This window comes from Actinoplanes sp. NPDC049802, assembly GCF_040656595.1.
Taxonomy (GTDB): Bacteria; Actinomycetota; Actinomycetes; order Mycobacteriales; family Micromonosporaceae; genus Actinoplanes.
Map to the genome: position 1 here is coordinate 215,714 of NZ_JBFAMR010000001.1, position 17,383 is coordinate 233,096.

The 17,383-nt window shown below is 72.3% G+C and carries 19 protein-coding genes; 3 read left to right on the forward strand and 16 right to left on the reverse strand.

The genetic code is table 11. The annotated features are described in order from the left end of the window. Window positions 1-6: 6 nt before the first annotated feature. Window positions 7-1,278, forward strand: coding sequence for an enterobactin transporter EntS (gene entS, locus AB0I88_RS00870; protein WP_361016852.1), 1,272 nt, complete (start codon window positions 7-9; stop codon window positions 1,276-1,278). On the opposite strand, the gene AB0I88_RS00875 is transcribed toward entS, so the two are convergent. From AB0I88_RS00875 to AB0I88_RS00905, 7 genes are all read right to left on the reverse strand, one after another. Further along, window positions 1,279-2,088: a siderophore-interacting protein gene (locus AB0I88_RS00875; RefSeq protein ID WP_361016853.1), complete on the reverse strand. Its 810-nt coding sequence runs from the start codon at window positions 2,086-2,088 to the stop codon at window positions 1,279-1,281. A gap of 72 nt (window positions 2,089-2,160) precedes the next feature. Next, on the reverse strand, window positions 2,161-2,382 hold the full coding sequence (locus AB0I88_RS00880; RefSeq protein ID WP_361016854.1) for an MbtH family protein: 222 nt from the start codon (window positions 2,380-2,382) through the stop codon (window positions 2,161-2,163). Beyond that, a complete protein-coding gene (locus AB0I88_RS00885; RefSeq protein WP_361016856.1) occupies window positions 2,379-2,633 on the reverse strand; it encodes a phosphopantetheine-binding protein in 255 nt (84 codons plus the stop codon). The genes AB0I88_RS00880 and AB0I88_RS00885 overlap by 4 nt, the downstream gene beginning before the upstream one ends. Then, the gene (locus tag AB0I88_RS00890) at window positions 2,633-3,982 is read right to left on the reverse strand and encodes a SidA/IucD/PvdA family monooxygenase (RefSeq protein ID WP_361016859.1); all 1,350 of its coding nucleotides are present in this window, start codon (window positions 3,980-3,982) and stop codon (window positions 2,633-2,635) included. The genes AB0I88_RS00885 and AB0I88_RS00890 overlap by 1 nt, the downstream gene beginning before the upstream one ends. Before the next feature lie 60 nt (window positions 3,983-4,042). Next, window positions 4,043-4,663 (reverse strand): GNAT family N-acetyltransferase, encoded by a 621-nt coding sequence (locus tag AB0I88_RS00895; RefSeq protein WP_361016861.1) that lies wholly within the window; start codon window positions 4,661-4,663, stop codon window positions 4,043-4,045. A gap of 170 nt (window positions 4,664-4,833) precedes the next feature. Then, the gene (locus AB0I88_RS00900; RefSeq protein WP_361016863.1) at window positions 4,834-5,796 is read right to left on the reverse strand and encodes a hypothetical protein; all 963 of its coding nucleotides are present in this window, start codon (window positions 5,794-5,796) and stop codon (window positions 4,834-4,836) included. A 188-nt stretch (window positions 5,797-5,984) separates the two neighbouring features. Beyond that, entirely contained in the window at window positions 5,985-6,248 is a 264-nt protein-coding gene (locus AB0I88_RS00905; RefSeq protein ID WP_361017123.1) for a metal-sensitive transcriptional regulator, read from the reverse strand. A gap of 373 nt (window positions 6,249-6,621) precedes the next feature. Here AB0I88_RS00905 and AB0I88_RS00910 point away from each other — a divergent pair, with 373 nt between their 5' ends. Continuing rightward, window positions 6,622-8,424 carry a lysophospholipid acyltransferase gene (locus tag AB0I88_RS00910; RefSeq protein WP_361016866.1) on the forward strand — a complete coding sequence of 601 codons (1,803 nt, stop codon included), beginning with the start codon at window positions 6,622-6,624 and terminating at the stop codon, window positions 8,422-8,424. A 195-nt stretch (window positions 8,425-8,619) separates the two neighbouring features. On the opposite strand, the gene AB0I88_RS00915 is transcribed toward AB0I88_RS00910, so the two are convergent. The 5 genes from AB0I88_RS00915 to AB0I88_RS00935 all read right to left on the reverse strand — a co-directional run bounded on the left by AB0I88_RS00915 (window position 8,620) and on the right by AB0I88_RS00935 (window position 13,641). Next, a complete protein-coding gene (locus AB0I88_RS00915; RefSeq protein WP_361016869.1) occupies window positions 8,620-9,264 on the reverse strand; it encodes a hypothetical protein in 645 nt (214 codons plus the stop codon). Continuing rightward, the gene (locus AB0I88_RS00920) at window positions 9,261-10,463 is read right to left on the reverse strand and encodes an ABC transporter ATP-binding protein (RefSeq protein WP_361016871.1); all 1,203 of its coding nucleotides are present in this window, start codon (window positions 10,461-10,463) and stop codon (window positions 9,261-9,263) included. The genes AB0I88_RS00915 and AB0I88_RS00920 overlap by 4 nt, the downstream gene beginning before the upstream one ends. A 61-nt stretch (window positions 10,464-10,524) precedes the next feature. Further along, window positions 10,525-11,367, reverse strand: coding sequence for an SPFH domain-containing protein (locus tag AB0I88_RS00925; RefSeq protein ID WP_361016874.1), 843 nt, complete (start codon window positions 11,365-11,367; stop codon window positions 10,525-10,527). Between the two features lie 17 nt (window positions 11,368-11,384). After that, window positions 11,385-12,743 (reverse strand): polysaccharide deacetylase family protein, encoded by a 1,359-nt coding sequence (locus AB0I88_RS00930; protein ID WP_361016876.1) that lies wholly within the window; start codon window positions 12,741-12,743, stop codon window positions 11,385-11,387. 289 nt (window positions 12,744-13,032) lie between these two features. Then, window positions 13,033-13,641 carry a DUF305 domain-containing protein gene (locus tag AB0I88_RS00935; RefSeq protein ID WP_361016879.1) on the reverse strand — a complete coding sequence of 203 codons (609 nt, stop codon included), beginning with the start codon at window positions 13,639-13,641 and terminating at the stop codon, window positions 13,033-13,035. Window positions 13,642-13,867: 226 nt separating this feature from the next. Here AB0I88_RS00935 and AB0I88_RS00940 point away from each other — a divergent pair, with 226 nt between their 5' ends. Beyond that, window positions 13,868-14,326 carry a hypothetical protein gene (locus AB0I88_RS00940; RefSeq protein ID WP_361016882.1) on the forward strand — a complete coding sequence of 153 codons (459 nt, stop codon included), beginning with the start codon at window positions 13,868-13,870 and terminating at the stop codon, window positions 14,324-14,326. 2 nt (window positions 14,327-14,328) lie between these two features. On the opposite strand, the gene AB0I88_RS00945 is transcribed toward AB0I88_RS00940, so the two are convergent. From AB0I88_RS00945 to AB0I88_RS00960, 4 genes are read right to left on the reverse strand one after another with little or no spacing between them, the layout of a single operon-like run. Continuing rightward, entirely contained in the window at window positions 14,329-15,117 is a 789-nt protein-coding gene (locus AB0I88_RS00945; RefSeq protein WP_361016885.1) for an endo alpha-1,4 polygalactosaminidase, read from the reverse strand. Further along, window positions 15,111-15,758, reverse strand: a complete 648-nt coding sequence (locus AB0I88_RS00950) for a spherulation-specific family 4 protein (protein ID WP_361016887.1) — start codon at window positions 15,756-15,758, stop codon at window positions 15,111-15,113. The genes AB0I88_RS00945 and AB0I88_RS00950 overlap by 7 nt, the downstream gene beginning before the upstream one ends. Then, a complete protein-coding gene (locus AB0I88_RS00955; RefSeq protein ID WP_361016890.1) occupies window positions 15,758-16,654 on the reverse strand; it encodes an NAD(P)-dependent oxidoreductase in 897 nt (298 codons plus the stop codon). The genes AB0I88_RS00950 and AB0I88_RS00955 overlap by 1 nt, the downstream gene beginning before the upstream one ends. Then, window positions 16,654-17,376, reverse strand: coding sequence for a sugar phosphate nucleotidyltransferase (locus AB0I88_RS00960; RefSeq protein ID WP_361016892.1), 723 nt, complete (start codon window positions 17,374-17,376; stop codon window positions 16,654-16,656). The genes AB0I88_RS00955 and AB0I88_RS00960 overlap by 1 nt, the downstream gene beginning before the upstream one ends. Window positions 17,377-17,383: the final 7 nt, after the last annotated feature.

Below are 17,383 nucleotides of genomic sequence, written 5' to 3' on the forward strand. Positions count from 1 at the left end.
ACGCCGATGCGCCTCGGTGACCTCGTCATCGACGTGACACCACTAAGGACCAGCAGGGACTTCCGGTTCCTGTTCGCCGCCCGGCTGGTGTCGCTCCTCGGCCTCGGCCTGACCCTCGTGGCCCTGCCGCTGCAGGTGTGGCAGATCACCCACTCGTCCTGGCACGTGGGACTGGTGAGTGTGGTCAACATGGTCCCGATGCTGATCGGCACCCTCGCCGGGGGTGTGCTCGCCGACCGGATGGACCGCCGGAGGCTGATCCTGCTGGCCCGCGGCTCCGCGGTGATCGTCTTCGCGGTGCTGGCCCTCAACGCGGCGGCGCCCAGCCCGTACCTGTGGGTGATCTACGCGTCCGCGGCGGTCAACAGCGTCCTCAACGGACTCAGCGCCACCGCCCTGATGGCCACCACCCCCAACCTGGTCGGCCGCGACCAGCTCCCGGCCGCCGGCGCCCTGATGGCGATCACCGCCGAGCTGGGCGCGATCGCCGGCCCGTCGGCCGCCGGTGTCCTGACCGAGTTCGCGGGCCTGCCCTGGAACTACGGGCTCACCGCGGTCGCCACCCTCGTCACCACGGCGCTGATCGCCTTCATCGAGCCGCAGCCCCCCGCGGGCGGCGACATCGAGGAGGAGAGCCCGCTGCGCTCGATCGCGGGCGGCCTGCGCTTCGTGGCCTCGAACCGGTTGATCACCGGCCTGCTGCTCATCGACATGGTCGTGGTGGTCTTCGCGATGCCGGCCGCGATCTTCCCCGAGCTGACCGAGAAGCTGTACGGCGACGGCGGCACCGTCCTCGGCCTCTTCTACGCGGCGCCCGGCGTGGGCGCGATGATCGCCGCGCTGGCCAGCGGCTGGACCGGCACCGTCAAGCACACCGGCCGCCACCTGATCTGGGCGACCGCGGCGTGCGGCGTGGCCGTCGCCGGCCTGGGCCTGACCGCCGACCGGCTGTGGGCGGCACTGTTCTTCCTGGCCCTGCTCGGCGCCGCCGACACGATCTCGGAGATCCTGCGCCGCGCCCTGCTCCAGCACAACACCCCCGACCATCTCCAGGGCCGGGTGAGCAGCCTGTGGCTGGCGCAGACCAACGTGGGCCCGGCCGTCGGCAGCGTCGAGGTGGCCCTCGCCGCCCGCGTTGCGGGCCCGGCCATGGCCCTGATCGCCGGTGGCGTCCTGTGCGCCGGCGGGGCGGTCGCCGTCGGCGCCGCGAGCCGCAAGCTGCGCGACGCCGGCCTGCACGGCCCGAGCGCCGACGACCTGCTCGAAGCCGCGCCCTGATCAGTCCTCGTCGGGGGCGTGGTGGTCCAGGTTCTGGACGCCGCGCTTCCAGTAGCCGTCCACGTCGACCGCGTCCCTGGGCAGGGCGCGGTCGTCGCGCAGGTGACGGCGGATCGGCTTGAGGGTGGTGGCCTCGCCGGCGATCCAGGCGAAACCGTCGCCGGGCGGCAGTTCGGCGGCGGTGATCGCGTCCAGCAGCAGGGTGGTGGTGCCGGGTTCGGCGCCGTCGCGATGCAGCCAGGTCAGCGTCACATCGGCCTGCCAGGTCAGCTTCTGCTCTTCCAGGGCGTCAGCCACTTCGACGTACGCGAGAACGCGCCGCCCGGCGGGGATCTGCTCCAGGAAGCGGGCGACGGCGGGCAGTGCCGTCTCGTCACCGGCGATCAGATACCAGTCCAGGTCCATCGGGATCAGCACCGACCCGCGGGGGCCGAGGACGCCGACGGTCTGGCCCTCGGTCGCCTGGGCTGCCCAGGTGGACGCCGGGCCCTCGCCGTGGATGACGAAGTCGAGATCCAGCTCGCGAGCCTCGGGCCGGTGCGCGCGAACCGTGTAGTCGCGGAACACCGGCCGGGGCGAACCGGGCGGCGGCGGGATCAGTCCCTGGGTGCCGAGCGTCGGCATGACGGGCAGGTCGGCGCCGTCCACCGGGAGGAACACCTTCACATGGTCGGCGGGCGCCGGGCCCCGGAAGCCGTCGAGGTCGTCGCCGCCGAGGGTCACACGAACCAGGCGAGGGGTGATCCGCTGGGCGGCGCGGACCTGGAGCAGGCGGGGCTTGAGGTCGTACTGGACGATCGTGGCGGGCACGGGACTCCTCCGAGGGGTTCGCAACGAGCACGACCCGCCGCGATGAGACGGGCGGGTCGTGTCCGGGGTGGGTCAGGCGGACGGCGTGTCCATGGCCCGGATCAGGCTGGCCGGGCGCATGTCCGTCCAGTTCTTCTCCACGTACTCCAGGCAGTCGGCCCGGCTGGACTCCGGGAGCGCGACCGTCCAGCCGGCCGGGACCTCGGCGAACGACGGCCACAGCGAGTGCTGGCCCTCGTCGTTGACGAGCACCAGGTAGGTGGCGTCGTCGTCCTCGAACGGGTTCGTGCTCAACGTACGGCCTCCTGCTGCTGCGCGGTCATCAGGGCCCACCAGCCGTTGACGGTGGGTTCCTCGGCGAGGTCGGTGAAGTCGAGCCGGACGCCGCCGGAGCGCCAGCGCTCGACCAGGGTCATCAGCCGGATCGAGTCGAGGCCGACGTCGATCAGGTCGTCGTCCGGCCCGAAGCTGTCGGCGGGCTCCTCGAGAACCTCGGCGATCTGCGCCTGCAGTTCGGCGGCGGACGCGGGCAGCGGGGCGGTCATCATCGGTCTCCGGAGGTGACGAGCGTCCACGGCGCGGGGGCCGGGACGGGCGGACGGTCGGCGAGCCGGGCGGCGACCGACGCGACGATCTCGCCGGATCGCACCGCCACCGCGGACAGCAGGGACGACGTGATGCCGTGCGTGTGCTCGGTCGCGCCTTGGAGGTAGACGCCGGCCTGCAGGGCCGGATCGGTGGTGAGCCGGTAGTCGCGGCCGATGCGCGGCAGCCCCTCGGCGTCGCGCCGGCACAGCGGCCCGGTGGCGCCGAGCAGCGTCGCGGCGTCCACCGGGCGGTAGCCGGTGGCGTAGACGACCGCGTCCGCGCTCAGCTCGGTGAGCTCCCCGGTGGGCAGGTGCTCGACCACGAGATCGACCCCGCCGGGGCCCGGTTTCAGACCGGTGACCCGGGAGGCGTTCATGACCTGGAGCCGGGTGCGGCCCAGGACCCTCTCGCCGTACGCCTTGCGGTACAGCTCGGTGATCAGGTCACCGTCCACCACCGAGTAGTTGGTGTTGCGGTGATAGTCGAACAGCATCCGTTTCACGTCGTCCGGGGCGCCGTAGTAGAGGTCCACGGCGGACGGGTCGAAGATGCCGTTGGCGAAGTTGCTGTCGTCGGCGGGGCTGTAGCCGTACCGGAAGAAGACCGAGCAGACCTCGGCGGCCGGGTACCGCTCGTGCAGGAAGGCGACCGTCTCGGCGGCGCTCTGCCCGGCGCCGACGACCACGAACCGTTTCGGCTCGGCGACCTCGAACGTCTCGACCCGGTGCAGGATGTCGAGGTTGTGCCAGACCCGCTCGGAGACGGTGACCTCCGGTGGCAGGGCCGCTTCCAGCCCGGCGGCGACGACCACGTTGCGGGCCCGGACGACGCGGGTGCCGCCGGCGTGCCGGGCGATCACGTCGACCGCCCGGGCCTTGCCGTCGGCGCCGGTCACCGGGACGACGTCGGTGACCGTGTGCCCGTACGCCACGCTGTCGCGCATCCGGGCGGCCGCCCAGCTCAGGTAGTCGTGGAACTCGACGCGCAGCGGATACATCGTCTTGTAGTTGATGAAGTCGGCGAGACGGTCGTGGGCGTGCAGGTAGGAGACGAAGCTGAAGTCACTGGCCGGGTTGCGCATGGTGACCAGGTCCTTGAGGAAGGACACCTGCATCGTGGCGTTCTCGAACAGCATCCCGCGATGCCAGCCGAAATCCTGCTGTTTCTCCAGGAAGACGGCCTCGATACGGTCCTCGAGACGTACGCACCGGGCGTTGTGCTCCTCGGCGGCGATGGCGAGGGCCAGGTTGGACGGTCCGAAACCGATGCCGACCAGGTCGTACACCGTGGAGTCGGAGGGATTCAAGGTCAGGCCCTTTCGAGCGGAGCGGCACTGCCGTGCGGAGGTTAGGCTAACCTAACAATTTCAGGGGAGTAAAGCGGGTCGCGGGCACGACATCAACGCGGCACGCTTGTGCCCCAGCTCGACCTCGGCGAGAAGCCCGAACCCCGCGGCGGCGAACATCCGCCGGGCGATCACGTGCCGGGCGTCCGGGTCGACGAGCACCCGCTGGCACCACGCATCCGCCGCGAACAGGCCCCCGGCCAGCGCGGCCATCAGCTCCCGGCCGAGACCGCGGCCGGTCGCCTCCAGCTCTCCGACGGCGATGTGGACGCCCAGGTCGTACGCGCCGGCCGGGTAGTGCCGGCCGACCACGTCGCGCGGCGTCCGGTAGACCTCCAGGTAGGCCAGGTCCACACCGTCGCGGGCGGCGATCAGCGGCAGGGTGCACGCGCCGGCCAGCATCCGCCGCAGCACCGCGTCCCACCGCTCGACCGGCCAGTTCTGCTCCCAGAACAGGTCCACGTGCGGCCGGGCCATCCAGTCGGCGACCAGCTTCGCGTCACCGGCGCCCGGGTCGGCGACCCGCACCCGCCAGCGCCCGTCCAGATCCGGGACGGGTGGCGGGCCGGCCGCGACCACCACCGGATCGAGGTCGTCGGTCAGTTCCCGGAAGGACTCCGCCGACCAGGTTTCCGCACTCATCGGATCCCCCTTTACTTAGGTTCGCCTAACCTAAGCGCTGGAGGGTGGATCCGACTAGGGCCTGTCTCATGAGAGGGGCAGGAGCGAGGCGTGGTCCAGCCATCCCTCACGAAACAGAGCCGAGTCCGGGTCCGGCAGAACCGGCCCGCTCGTACGGTGACGTCCCGTGATCAACCGTCGATGCTGCGCGACAGATTCGCGATGCTGGTGGTCAGCGCGGTGACGTAGGCGTCGATCCGCCACGCCGCGGTGACCAGGCTGCCGAGCCGCGCCATCAGGACCGGCCGGGTCACCACCTCCGGGCTGCCCGCCGCCCACAGGATCACCCGGGCGAAGAGGTCGCCGATCAGGCCGCGCACGATGTCGCGGGCCAGCAGGATCAGGTCCCCGGCCGATCGGGTGATCAATGTCATGGCGGCCGAGGTCGCCGCCAGCCCGCGCAGCGCCTCCACGTTGTGGGCCATGATGTCCAGATAGGCCCGCACGTCCGCCCGCTCCGGCCCGGGGAACGCACCGGCCAGGCACCACTGGAGATCGGAAGCCATCCGGCGCAGGTCACCGGCCATCACGTCCCAGTGATCGGCCTGCTCGGCGACCACCTCGGGGGCGCCGGTGAGATCGTCGAGCAGCCGCCGCAGTGGTTCCACATGGGTCGTCGCATACTCCAGCCCACCGGCCCGCAACAGGGTGAACGTGCCGGTGACAGGGGCGACGAACTCGGCGACCGGGGCGGCCTCGGCCAGCAGCGGCTCCACCCACTCGCGACTGTTCACCGTCTCCAGAACGCCGTCGATGATCTCCGGGGCCGATGGGGCGTCCTCGTCGGCCGTGCTCTCGTCCGGCTGCCCGACCATCTCGGCCAGCGGCTGCTCCCCGGCGGCCACCCGCCGCAGCCCGCGGACGGTCAGAAGAAACGTCTCCTCGACGTACGCCAGAAGCTCGTCATGTTTTTGATAGCGATCACCCAGACCGGTGAGTATCCAACCGCAGAGCACCCCGAAAGCGGCCTGGCCCTTCTCGATCTCCCGCCCGGAGACCCGGATCTGCCCGAGCCGCACCCGTAACCGGTCGAGCTGGGCGGCATGCGCCCTGAGCTGCTCCGGATCGACCGGGGGCCCGGCGGCCGTCGCCACTACGACGACATCCCGCGGATGTACCTCAACGCCACACCGGGACAGTACCGTCCCGTCATGATCTGGCGCAGACCCAGGGTCGGATGACGAGACGATCCACAAAGGCGGCGACCACCCGGTCCGGCTCGGCGCCGGGGTATGCGGAAGTCGGAAAGAAGGGCGCCGCCGGGTAGCGGCGCCCTCGCCGATCAGGACAGCGACATGAAGAGTTTCTCCAGCTCGTCCTCGGTCATCGGCGGCTCCTCGCCGCGCTCGCGCGCCGCCTGGCAATGCCGCATGCCGGTCGCGATGATCTTGAAACCGGCCCGGTCCACCGCACTGGAGACCGCGGCGAGCTGGGTCAGCACGCGCCGGCAGTCCTCACCGTTCTCGATCATGGCGATCACCGCACCCAGCTGGCCCTGCGCCCGCTTCAACCTGGTCAGCGCGTCCTTCAGCTGAACCGCACTCATCTCCACCGCGCCACTCCCCTGTCCCGGCCGAACCCTCGCCACCGAAGCTATGCCCCCAGGGGTATATCGGCAAGCCGGTCGGCGGGCCCAACCGGGTGACGGTCGGCACCCCGCCCGCTACGCCGCGGGCATGTCGCGGCCCGCCTTCGAGAAGTACCGCCTGTGGAAGATGCGGGCCGGGCACGTCAGCCTGCCGCGACCGCCGGCGACGGCAGCCGGTGTTCGCCGGGGTCCGGCCGCGCGGCACGGCCGGACCCCGGCGGGGCCGGCGTACGCCCGGGTGGGCCGTTCGGCCCGTTGACCGGGCCGTCGTGCCGCCGAACGATGAGGGTGAACGGCCGCACCGATGTCGCGCTCCCCTGCGAGGTTGGCCATGAGATCCGGATTGTCCAGCTACCTGGAGCCCCGCACGCCCGCGATCGCGCCCGAGGTGGCCGAACTGCTCTCCGACGACGGTTTCGCGCGGCAGATCGGCGACCTGGCCCGCGATCTGGACCGGGACCCGTCGGAGGTCCGTGCCGAGGCCACCGGGTACCTGCGGGAGATGGGGGCCACCCACACCCCGCGCGGCATGCGTGACTGGGCCCGGTTCAGTCACTGGCTGGCCCGCGCCCACGACCTGGTCCTCGACCCCGAGCAGATCCGCCGGCTGCGACGGCTGGACCGGCGGCAGTCCCTGCTGTTCCCCTTCTCGCACCGCTCCTACCTGGACGGGGTGACCGTCCCGGCCGCGCTGGCCCGGCACGGCATCGCACCGTCGTTCGTGCTGGCCGGGGCGAACCTGGACCGGTTCCCGTTCAACCACCTGCTGCGCCGGGCCGGATTCGTCTACATCCGCCGTTCCACCGGTGACCTGCCGGTGTACCGGGTGGCGCTACGCGCCTACATCGCCCGGCTGATCCACAACCGGCGCAACCTGTGCTGGTCCATCGAAGGCGGCCGGACCCGCACCGGCAAGCTGCGCCCGCCCACCTACGGCGTGCTGCGCTACGTGATCGACGCTCTCGACGCGGACCCCGCCGCCCGGGCGGTGATCGTGCCGGTCTCGGTGGTGTACGAGCAACTGCACGAGGTCGGCCGGATGACCGCCGAGGCCCGGGGCGTCCGCAAACAGCCCGAGGACCTGCGCTGGCTGTGGGAGTTCGGCCGGTCCCAGCGGGAACGGTTCGGCCGCGCCTACCTGGAGACCGGGGAGCCGATCCCGCTGCCGGAGCGGCTCACCGCCCTGCGCGGCGACGAGCCGTCCGGGCGGCACATGGTGGAACGGATCGCCCTGGAGACCTCGCACCGCATCAACCAGGCCACGCCGGTCACCACCACCGCCGTGGTATGCCTCGCGCTGCTCGCCGCCGACCGGGCCGTCACCCTGGACGAGGTGCTGGCCACCATCGCGCCGCTGGCCGCCTACATCATCGAACGGGGACGGCCGGTGGCCGGGGCGGCGAGCCTCACCGACCGGGCCACCATCCGCCGCACCCTCGACGACCTGTCCCGGTCCGGGGTGCTCAACGGTTACCACGGGGGCACGGAGGCGGTGTGGCGGGTCGCACCCGGACAGCATCTGGTCGCGGCGTTCTACCGCAACACCGCCGTACACATGCTCGTCGATCGGGCGATCGGCGAGATCAGCCTGGTCGCCGCCGCGGAGAGTGACGGCAACGCACTCCGCACCGCGCTGCGGGAGACGCTGCGGCTGCGTGACCTGCTCAAATTCGACTTCTTCTTCCCGCCCCGCCGGGAGTTCGCCGAGGAGATGGCCGCCGAGCTGGCTCTCGCCGGCCTGAACCGTGACTTCACGGCCGCCGAGGCCCGCGACCGGCTGGGCCGGGATCCGCTGCTGGTGGCCCACCTGGTGCTGCGGCCGTTCCTGGAGGCCTACCAGGTGGTGGCCGACCGGCTGGCGGCCTGGACCGACGACGAGCCGTTCGACGCGGAGCGTCTGCTCGACGAGTGCCTGCGCGTCGGGCGCCAATGGGCTCTGCAGAAGCGCCTGTCCAGCGAGGAGTCGGTCTCCCTGGAACTGTTCAAACCGGCGGTGCGCCTGGCCCGGCATCGCGGCCTGGTCGACGGCACGGCCGGGCGGGGCGCGTCACGGGCCGCCTTCCTCGCCGAGATCCGCGACGCGGTACGCCGGGTCGACGCGATCGCGGCGCTCGCGGCGCGGGACCGGTCCTGAGACCCACCGTGCGCGAGGCGGCCACCAGCTGAACGCCGCGCGGAGAATCGAGCCGTGGCTTCCCGGCATCGCTGTTCGTTGATCGCCATGGCGGTCACGGTGGAGACCGCGACCCGGCAACCCGGACAGCAGCCACACCCCACAGCAGGCGTGGCCACACCGCACCAGGCGTCGGTCACGATCCGGAACAGCTGGTCAGACGCGTACCGGAGGGGTTCGTGGAACCGCCGGCACCGGCCCGCCGAACCAGCGCCACACGCACCGCCCGGTGATCGCGGCCATGGTGGCGGCCATCAGCACGGCGCCCGCCACCCCGATCGCGATCGTGACGGCCAAGGCCTGACCGGGCTGCCACAGCGGCATGGTGAACAGCATGAACACGGCCAGCCCGGCCAGCCAGCCGACCGCGCTGTACCCGATCCAGCGGGCGGAGTGGGGCACGAGGCGCCGCAGCACCGTCCACTGCGCCACGCCGATCGAGTTCAGCAGCGCCAGCCCGAGAAGCCCGCCCACCACCACCTGCGCGGCGGCCGGCCAGCGCTGCCACACCCCGGCCGCCGACGACGGCAGGACCCCGATGGCGTACGCGAGAACAGCGGCCGCCGCGGTGACGGCGATCCACCGGCGCCGCGGGAAGCCCGGCAGTTCCCGCCGCAGGACCACGGCCTGCCCCCAGCCCAGCAGCGTCCCCTCCACCGCGCCGGCGGCCAGCAGGGCCGGCACCGTGACGGTCCAGGCCGCATCGGCGGTGAGCGCCCCGACGGCGGCGGGCGCCAGGAAACCGGCCACCTCCGCCGCCGTCACGGTCGCCGTCCAGGAGCGCCACACCCCGTCGCTCATGATCGGCCCACGGTGGCGGGCTCTGGATCCAGGCGCGGGAGGGCGTGACCGTCGCCGGCGTCGAAGAAATACGCCGCCGACAGGTCGATCGCCAGCCGGACCGGGCGGCCGATCGCCAGGTCGGCGTGCTGTTGCACCTTGGCGGTCCACAGCCGGCTGACCGACGACTCGTCCACCGCGACCGGCACGTCGCCGGGGCCGGCGGGGGTCGTGGCACCGCCGTCATGAGGCGCCTCGAACAGCACGTGCTTCTCGTCGCCGAGCGCCTCCACGCCCAGCGGGACCGCCTCGACGACGGCCGTGGAGTCCGGCTGGGCCAGGGCGAACGCGGCCGGGCGCAGGCCCAGGACGATCTCCTCGCCGAGGTGGGCGGCGAGGTCCGGGTACCGGCGCAGCGCGTCCGGCAGGGCGAACACGGCGCCGTCCAGCGACATGGTGATCGGATCCCCCGCGTGCAGGACCACGGTCGCGAAGTTCATGCTCGGTGAGCCCATGAACCCGGCCACGAACCGGTTCGCCGGGGCCAGGTAGAGCTCCTCCGGGGTGCCGACCTGCTGCAGCCGTCCCTGGTCCAGCACCGCGATGCGGTCGCCCAGGGTCATCGCCTCGACCTGGTCGTGGGTGACGTACACGGTGGTGACCCGGTAACGCTGGTGCAGCCGGGCCAGTTCGGCGCGCATCGACACCCGCAGCTTGGCGTCCAGGTTGGACAGCGGCTCGTCGAGCAGGAACACCCGCGGCCGCCGGACCAGGGCCCGCCCCATGGCGACACGCTGCCGCTGGCCGCCGGAGAGGGCCTTGGGCTTGCGCTCCAGGTATTCGTCCAGGCCGAGCAGGTGCGCGGTCTCCTCCACCTGCTCGCGGATCCGCGCTTTCGGCTGACGCCGCAGCCGCAGGGCGAAGCCCATGTTGTCCTCGACGGTCATGTGCGGGTAGAGCGCGTAGTTCTGGAACACCATGGCGATGTCCCGCTGCTTCGGCGCCCAGTCGGTCACCTTCTGGTCGTCGATGACGACGTCCCCGGAGGTCGTGTCCTCCAGCCCGGCGATCATCCGCAGGATCGTCGACTTGCCGCAGCCGGACGGGCCGACCAGGACGAGGAACTCGCCGTCCCGGATGGTCAGGCTGACGTCGTCGACCGCGGGCGCCGCCCCGCCGGGGAAGGTCTTGGTGAGATGTTCCAGCCGTACGACGGACATGCCGCCCTCCTCAGGTGGGGGGCCGGAGCCGGGACGGACGGCCCCGGCCCCGGCCGGTGGGTCAGCGGGGCGCCTCCGCCCGTGGCTGGTTGCCGTTGACGATCACGTCACCGGGCACCGCCGGTGGCGCGGCGGTCTCCCGGTCCCGGCCGCTGAGCTGGTCGAAGAAGCGGAGCAGCTCGACCGGGAACGGCATGACCAGAGTGCTGTTCTTCTCGGCCGCGACGTCCACGACGGTCTGCAACAACCGCAACTGGTAGGCGCCGGGGGTGGCGGCCATCGCCCGGGCGGCGTCGGCGAGCCGTTTCGACGCCTGGTACTCGCCGTCGGCCGCGATCACCCGGGCCCGGCGTTCCCGCTCGGCCTCGGCCTGCCGGGACATGGACCGCTTCATCCCGTCCGGCAGGGCCACGTCCTTCACCTCGACCCGCTCGATGAGCACGCCCCACGGCTTCTCGGTGGGCGCGTCGATCGCCGCCTTCAGCTCGGCGTTGATCCGCTCCCGGTCGCTGAGCAGGATGTCCAGGTCGGCGCGGCCGATCACCGACCGCAGCGACGTCTGCGCCACCTGCAACACCGCGTTGGTGTAGTTGCGCACGTTGACCAGCGCCCGGATCGGGTCGACCACCCGGAAGTAGACGACCGCGTCGACGGTCAGGGTGACGTTGTCGTGGGTGATGGCGCCCTGCGGCGGGACCGGCATCACGACGGTCTGCATGGTCACCTTCACCATCCGGTCGGCCAGCGGGATGATGAACCGCAGGCCCGGCTCACGGACGTCGTCCAGCACCCGGCCGAACCGGAACACCACTCCCCGCTGGTACTGCTGCACCAGCCGGACGCTCAGCAGAAGCAGTCCGATCACGCCGCAGCCGACGGCCACGACGATCGCCCAGGTAGGCATCTCTCCTCGATTCCCCGTCACCGGTAGACGACGGTGACGGTGTTGGTCGCGCTGTTCCAGATCAGCGAGCCGTGCCGGAAGTCACTGCGCAGGCCGGCGCTGACCTTGTACCCGTCGCTGGTGGGCGGGCCCAGCCGGCTGCCCGTGCCGCCGAGCGCGAGGTAGCGGGTCAGGATGGCGCCGTGGACCTCGTGGGCGCGGTCGCGGCTGTTCCAGTAGACGTTGCCGCCCTGGAACTGCGAGGCCCGGCCCACGCTGACCGCCTTCTCGTCGGAGCGCGGGTAGCCGAGGTAGCCGGCCTCGCCGCCCAGTGCCAGCCACTTGGTACGGATGGAGCCGTGCACCTCGTGGGCGCCGGTCGCCGACGACCAGTAGATCGATCCACCCTGGAAGGTGCTGTACCGGCCGCTGCCCGCGCCGCCCCGCTCGTCCGCGGTCGGGTAACGCAGGAACGAGCCGACCGTGCCCATCGCCCGGTACTTGGTGAGGATGGAGCCGTGCACCTCGTGGGCGCCGGTCGCCGCCGAGTAGTAGAGCCGGCCCTTCTGGAACCACTGGACCTCGGTGCCGGTCGTGGTGGCCCGCATCGGCCCGGTGGTCGCGGGACCCAGCCACGACGGTCCGCCGCCGGCCAGGTAGGCCGCCCGGATCGGTCCACGGGTGACCGCCTGGAAGGGGCTCACGAAGCCGTACCCCATGCCTTTGATCTTGTCGATGATCTTCTGCAGGTTGCCGGGGTCGGTGGAGGGCGTGGTCACGTGCATCACGATGATCGCGCCGGGCTTGAGATAGCGGTCGATACGGCCGCTCACCGTGGCCCAGTCGGCGGCCTTGTAGCCGGTGGTGTCGAAGGTCCAGTCCGCGCTGATGTAGTAGCCGCGCAGCGCGAGGTCGCGGTTGAGGGCCGCGTTCATGTACCCGGACCGGTACGGGGCCCGGAACCAGCCGGCCGAGCCGATGCCGGCCGCGCGGAACGCCGCCTCGGCCTTGTCGAGTTGGGACCACCGCTGCGACCGGGTCAGCGTCATGAAGTCCGGGTGGCTGTAACTGTGGTTGAAGATCTTGTGCCCTTGGGCGGCGATGTTCCGCGCCTCGGCCGGGTTCTGCTCGGCGAAGCGGCCGGTCACACCGAAGCCGCCGGTGATGCCGTTGGCGGCGAACACGCTCAGGACCGTCTCCAGGTTCGCCTTGCTCACCGCGTTCTGAGCGGCGGAGCCGGTGCGCCAGTCCAGATCGAAGGTCAGGGTCGCGACCTTGCTCGTGTCGTACCCCTGCGTGAAGACCTGCGCCCGGTAAGGCGTGGTGTCGGCCGCGGCGGCGGGTCGCGCCGCGATCCCGCCGATGACGGCGAGGGCCGGGACTGTGACGGCGATCACCGCGGTGCGCAGTGCCGCCCGGGCCGAAGTGGATATACCTGTTGTCGACCACCCTGTGTCCACAGGGATCACCTCCGCGCGCGGGCGTATACACCCTCGCACCCTCAACCGTCCAGCGATGGCACGCGAAGGTTCAGAGTCCTTGGTCCCGAATCACCTACGAACGTCGATGGAGCACCTGACGGCACCTGGCGGAAAGGTGCCGGCCGGGTGCCGGCGCGGCTTGTGCTGATCCCCTGAGACGCCGATGACCACCGGTGGCCGGGACTCCCCCGGCCACCGGCGGCTCCTACTTCGCCAGCAGGGCCCGCATCTCGGCGATCTCCGCCTGCTGGTCGGTGACGATCGTGGCGGCCAGCGCCTTCGCCGCCGGGTCGGAGCCCTTCGCCGCCACCTCCCCGGCCATCGTGATCGCGCCCTCGTGGTGGGCGATCATCATGGTGAGGAACCGTTCGTCGAACGCGGCGCCCTTCGCGGCGGCCAGCGCGGTCATGTCCGCGTCGGACATCATGCCCGGCATCGTCTCGTGACCGGAGTCGTGGCCGGCCTCGGGCACGGTCGCGCCCCAGGTGCCCAGCCAGCCGGTCATCGTGCTGATCTCCGGGGCCTGGGCCGCCTCGATGTCGGCGGCCAGCTTCTTCACCGCGGCGCTCGCCGCCCGCTCCGGGGCCAGCCCGGCCATCTCCACCGCCTGCCGGTGGTGCACGATCATGTGCTGGGCGAACGCCACGTCGGCGTCGTTGAACACCGCCCCGGCCGACGGGCTCGCGGTCGCGGTCGCGGTGCCGTGTCCGGCGCCGGTGGAACCGTGGTCGGCGCCGCCGCAGCCGGCGAGGGCGAGCAGGGCGACTGCGGCCCCGGTGAGCAGGGCGCGGCGCGGTGTCAAGCGGATGGTCATCGTCGATCTCCTGGTCGGCGGGGCTGCCAGGCGGCAACGATACCGAGCGGGCCCGGCCGCCGCACCGGCGTCGTCGTCACCGGCCCGCCCGAGTCACCCGCGCGAGCGCGGCCCACCGGCGGCCCGGACACCGGCTGTCACGGCGGCCGAACGGCCCGTGCCCGGGGACTTGCCGCCCTACCGGCGCCGGTCTCCCGCAGCCACGGTCAAGGATGGAGGTGGAGTCATGGACACCGACCACCTGATCGCCGGCACACCCCCGGTACGGGCTGACACGCGGCAACCGGCAGGCGCTCGCCGGGTGGGTTACGGCGTCGCCGCCCTGATCGACGTGGTGCTTCTGGTGCTCGCCAACGGCTGGCCGGGCTGGGAGGCGGTGCCGTTCCTGACGGCCGAGGCCGCCGACGTGCTGCCGCTGTTCAACCTCTCGGTCGGGGCGGCCGTCGTGGTGAACCTGGTGCAACTGGTCCGGGATCCGCCGCGGCTGGTGGCGCTCGGCGGGATCGTCACCACGGGGCTCGGGATGGCGGTGCTGATCCGGCTGTGGCGGGTGTTCCCGTTCGACTTCGGGGACACGTCGCTCGACTGGGAGCTGGTCACCCGGATCCTGCTGGGCCTCGGCCTGGCGGGCAGCGCCATCGCCCTGATCGTCAACACGGTCCAGCTGGTCCGTGGGCGGCGGTGAGGTCAGCAGGTCTGCCGCCACGGGCCGAGGGCGCGGTCCTTGCGGATCGAGCTGAGCCCCAGAGCCCGGGTGGCGGCGCAGAAGGTGGACGGCGCGTGGTCGTACTCGGCGTGGAAGACCGCCTTGCCGGAGGCCACGAACGGGCGCAGCGCCGGGCATTCGTCGTGTGCCACGCACTCCTCGTCGACGGCGAACTCGAACACGTCCAGCAGGGCGGGTATCTGTTCGAGGTCGTTCTTCAGGCCGACCGACAGGCCCCGCTCGTGGGCCAGGGCGGCCACCCAGCGGTTGAACGCGAGCTGGTCGGCGGGAGTCAGCGGAAACCCGGTGTCGTGGGCGTACCCGTCCATCACGTCGGGTTCCACGCCGTCGAAGCCCTTGTCGCGGCACATGTCCATGCGGGCGGCCAGGATCGGGCCGATGCCGGTGCGGTCGCGGACGTCGACCCAGCGTTCGCCGGCCCATCCGGTCGGTTTGCCGAGCACGCTCTCCGGCCATCGGGCGGCGTCCGGGCGGAACCGCTCCGCCGACCCCACGGAGATGTAGCAGATGACCCGGCGGCCGGTGCGGTGCAGCGTCTCGACGTCGGCCGCGGTGGTGGTGAAGCCGTCGACGTCGTAGACCTCCGCCGGGACGGCCGGGTCCAGCCTGCCGGTCAGCTGCCACTGCCAGGTGGCGCCGGGCGCGGGGATCCAGCGGCGCGGCGACGGGGCCGGCGGCACGGGCGCCGCGGCCTGGCAGCCGGCCAGCACGACGGCCAGCATCACGGTGGTCAGGCGCCGGGTCAGCATGGCCGGGGGAAGTACGGTGGCAGGCCGTCCCAGGGATTCGCGCCGCCCCGGTCGGTGAGGTAGACACTGGCCGCGTGCACCCCGGCCGCGTGCTCCAGCACCGTGGGCAGAAGGTGCGCCGGCGTGTCGTACACGAGATGGCAGAACGTGGCGGCGGTGTGCCGCCGGGCCCAGCCGGGCGGCACGAGGGTGAGGTAACGCCTGGCCGGGCCCTCGAAGACGCCGAGCATGTCGGCCAGCCCGGCGAACCGCGGGTCGGGGTAGACGCCGTGGTGGAACATCACCGTGCCGCAGCCGTGCCGGCGGGCCGCGGCGGCCAGCCGGCCGTAGTGGGCGAGCCATTCCGGGCCGGCGGCCACCTGGTCGAAGAAGACGCCGCCGACCGGGTACCAGGTCAGGTGGCGGGCGATGTCGCGTTCGACGGCGGGTATGTCGCGCGCACCGTAGGCGGTGTCCACGTACCCCAGCACCGGCACCCGCAGCCGCGTGGCGGCCAGCCGCAACTCCGGGTCGGGCCGGGTGCCGGGCCCGTCGGCGGCGTTGAGCACGACGGCGCGCACGGCCGGACCGGCGTCGGCGAGCCGCCGCCACTCGGCGGCGTGCGGCGCCGGATGGAAGTACGCCGGGACGACCGGTCCCATCAGCCCGCTCCCGCCGTGAGCAGCCCCATGTCGCGCAGCGAGTCGGTCAGTGCCCGGCGCGGGCGCCAGGCGAGACTGCTCCGGGCCGCGCTCACGTCGGCCCGCTGCCACAGCGCGGCGGCCGAGCGGCGCGGCGGCGGGACGGCGGTCTCCTCCGGCATGCCGGTGCCGGCCAGCGACGCGGCGAGCACGGCCAGGTCGCGCAGTTCGGTGGCGTGCCCGCTGCCGATGTTGAGCACCGGCGGCAGCAGCGGGGCGGCGGTGGCCGCGGCGAGCACCGCATCCGCCACATCCCGTACGTCGACGAAGTCCCGGGCGCCCGACAGCGACCCGAGCCGGGCCCGCCCGCCGTGTCGCGCGGCGCGGCGGATCTCGGCGGCCAGCCGCCCGGGCAGCAGGGTCTGCGGGGTGCCCGGCCCGATCGGGTTGAACACGCGCAGCACGACGGCCGGATGACCGAACTCGCGGGCCAGCCGGACGAGGCAGGTGGCGGCGAGCTTGGCCTGCCCGTACGCCGACACCGGCCGTTCCGGGAAGTCCTCCGCCACCGCCCGGCCGATCGCGGTCACCCCGTACTCGGCGGCTGAGCCGAGGTGCACCAGCGGCGCGGTGGGAGTCGTCTCGGACCATGCGGTGACCAGGTCGGCGACCGCCCGGACGTCGGCGGACACCAGTTGGCGCGGGGTGCCGTCGATGACACCGGCGCAGTTCACCACGACGTCCGGGCGGACCGTCCGTAGCAGGGCGCCGATGCCGGCCGGGCCGGTGGCCGCCAGGTCGAGGGTCTCGTCCGGGCCGTCGAGCCCGGCGCCGACGACGAGGTGCCCGCCGTCGGTGAAGGCGGCGGCGACGTGCCGGCCGAGGAAGCCGGTCGCACCGAACACGAGCGCTCTCATCAGCAGGCCTCCTCGCCCAGCAGTTGCGGGCCGTACCGGGCGAACTCGGCGTTGGCCCGGTCGTAGTCGTCCGGGCGCCCGATGTCCAGCCAGCGGCCGGAGAACCGGTACTCGGCCGGTTCCTCACCGCGGGCGATCAGGTCGAGGACCAGCTGGTCGAAGCCGAGCGGCACGCCGGGCTGGTACCGGTCGAGGGCCGCGGCGTTCATGGCGTAGACCCCCATGCTGACCCGGTAGTCGATGACCGGTTTCTCGGAGAACCCGACGATGTGCCCGTCCCGGCTGGTCAGCACCCCGAAGTCGATGCGCACCTGGCGGGGGTAGGTGGCCACGGTCAGGTTGGCGCCCCACAGGGTGTGCCGCCGCAGCAGGTCGCCGTAGTCGAGGTCGGTCAGGATGTCGCCGTTCATCACGAGGAAGTCGGTGAGGAGGCGGTCGCGCATCTGCACCAGCGGGCCGATGGTGCCCAGCGGCACCGTCTCGGTGACATACTCGACCTGCTCCAGGCCCCACTGGGTGCCGTCCCCGACGTACGCCCGGATCAGGTGCCCGAGGTGGCCGAGCGCCAGGGTGACGGTGCGGAATCCCTGTGCGGACAGCTGCCGCAGAATGATCTCCAGGATCGAGTAGCGGTCCCCGATCGGTACCAGCGGCTTGGGTATGCAGGTGGTGTACGGGCGCAGCCGTACCCCCCGGCCCCCGGCCAGAACCACCGCGTGCATGGTCGTC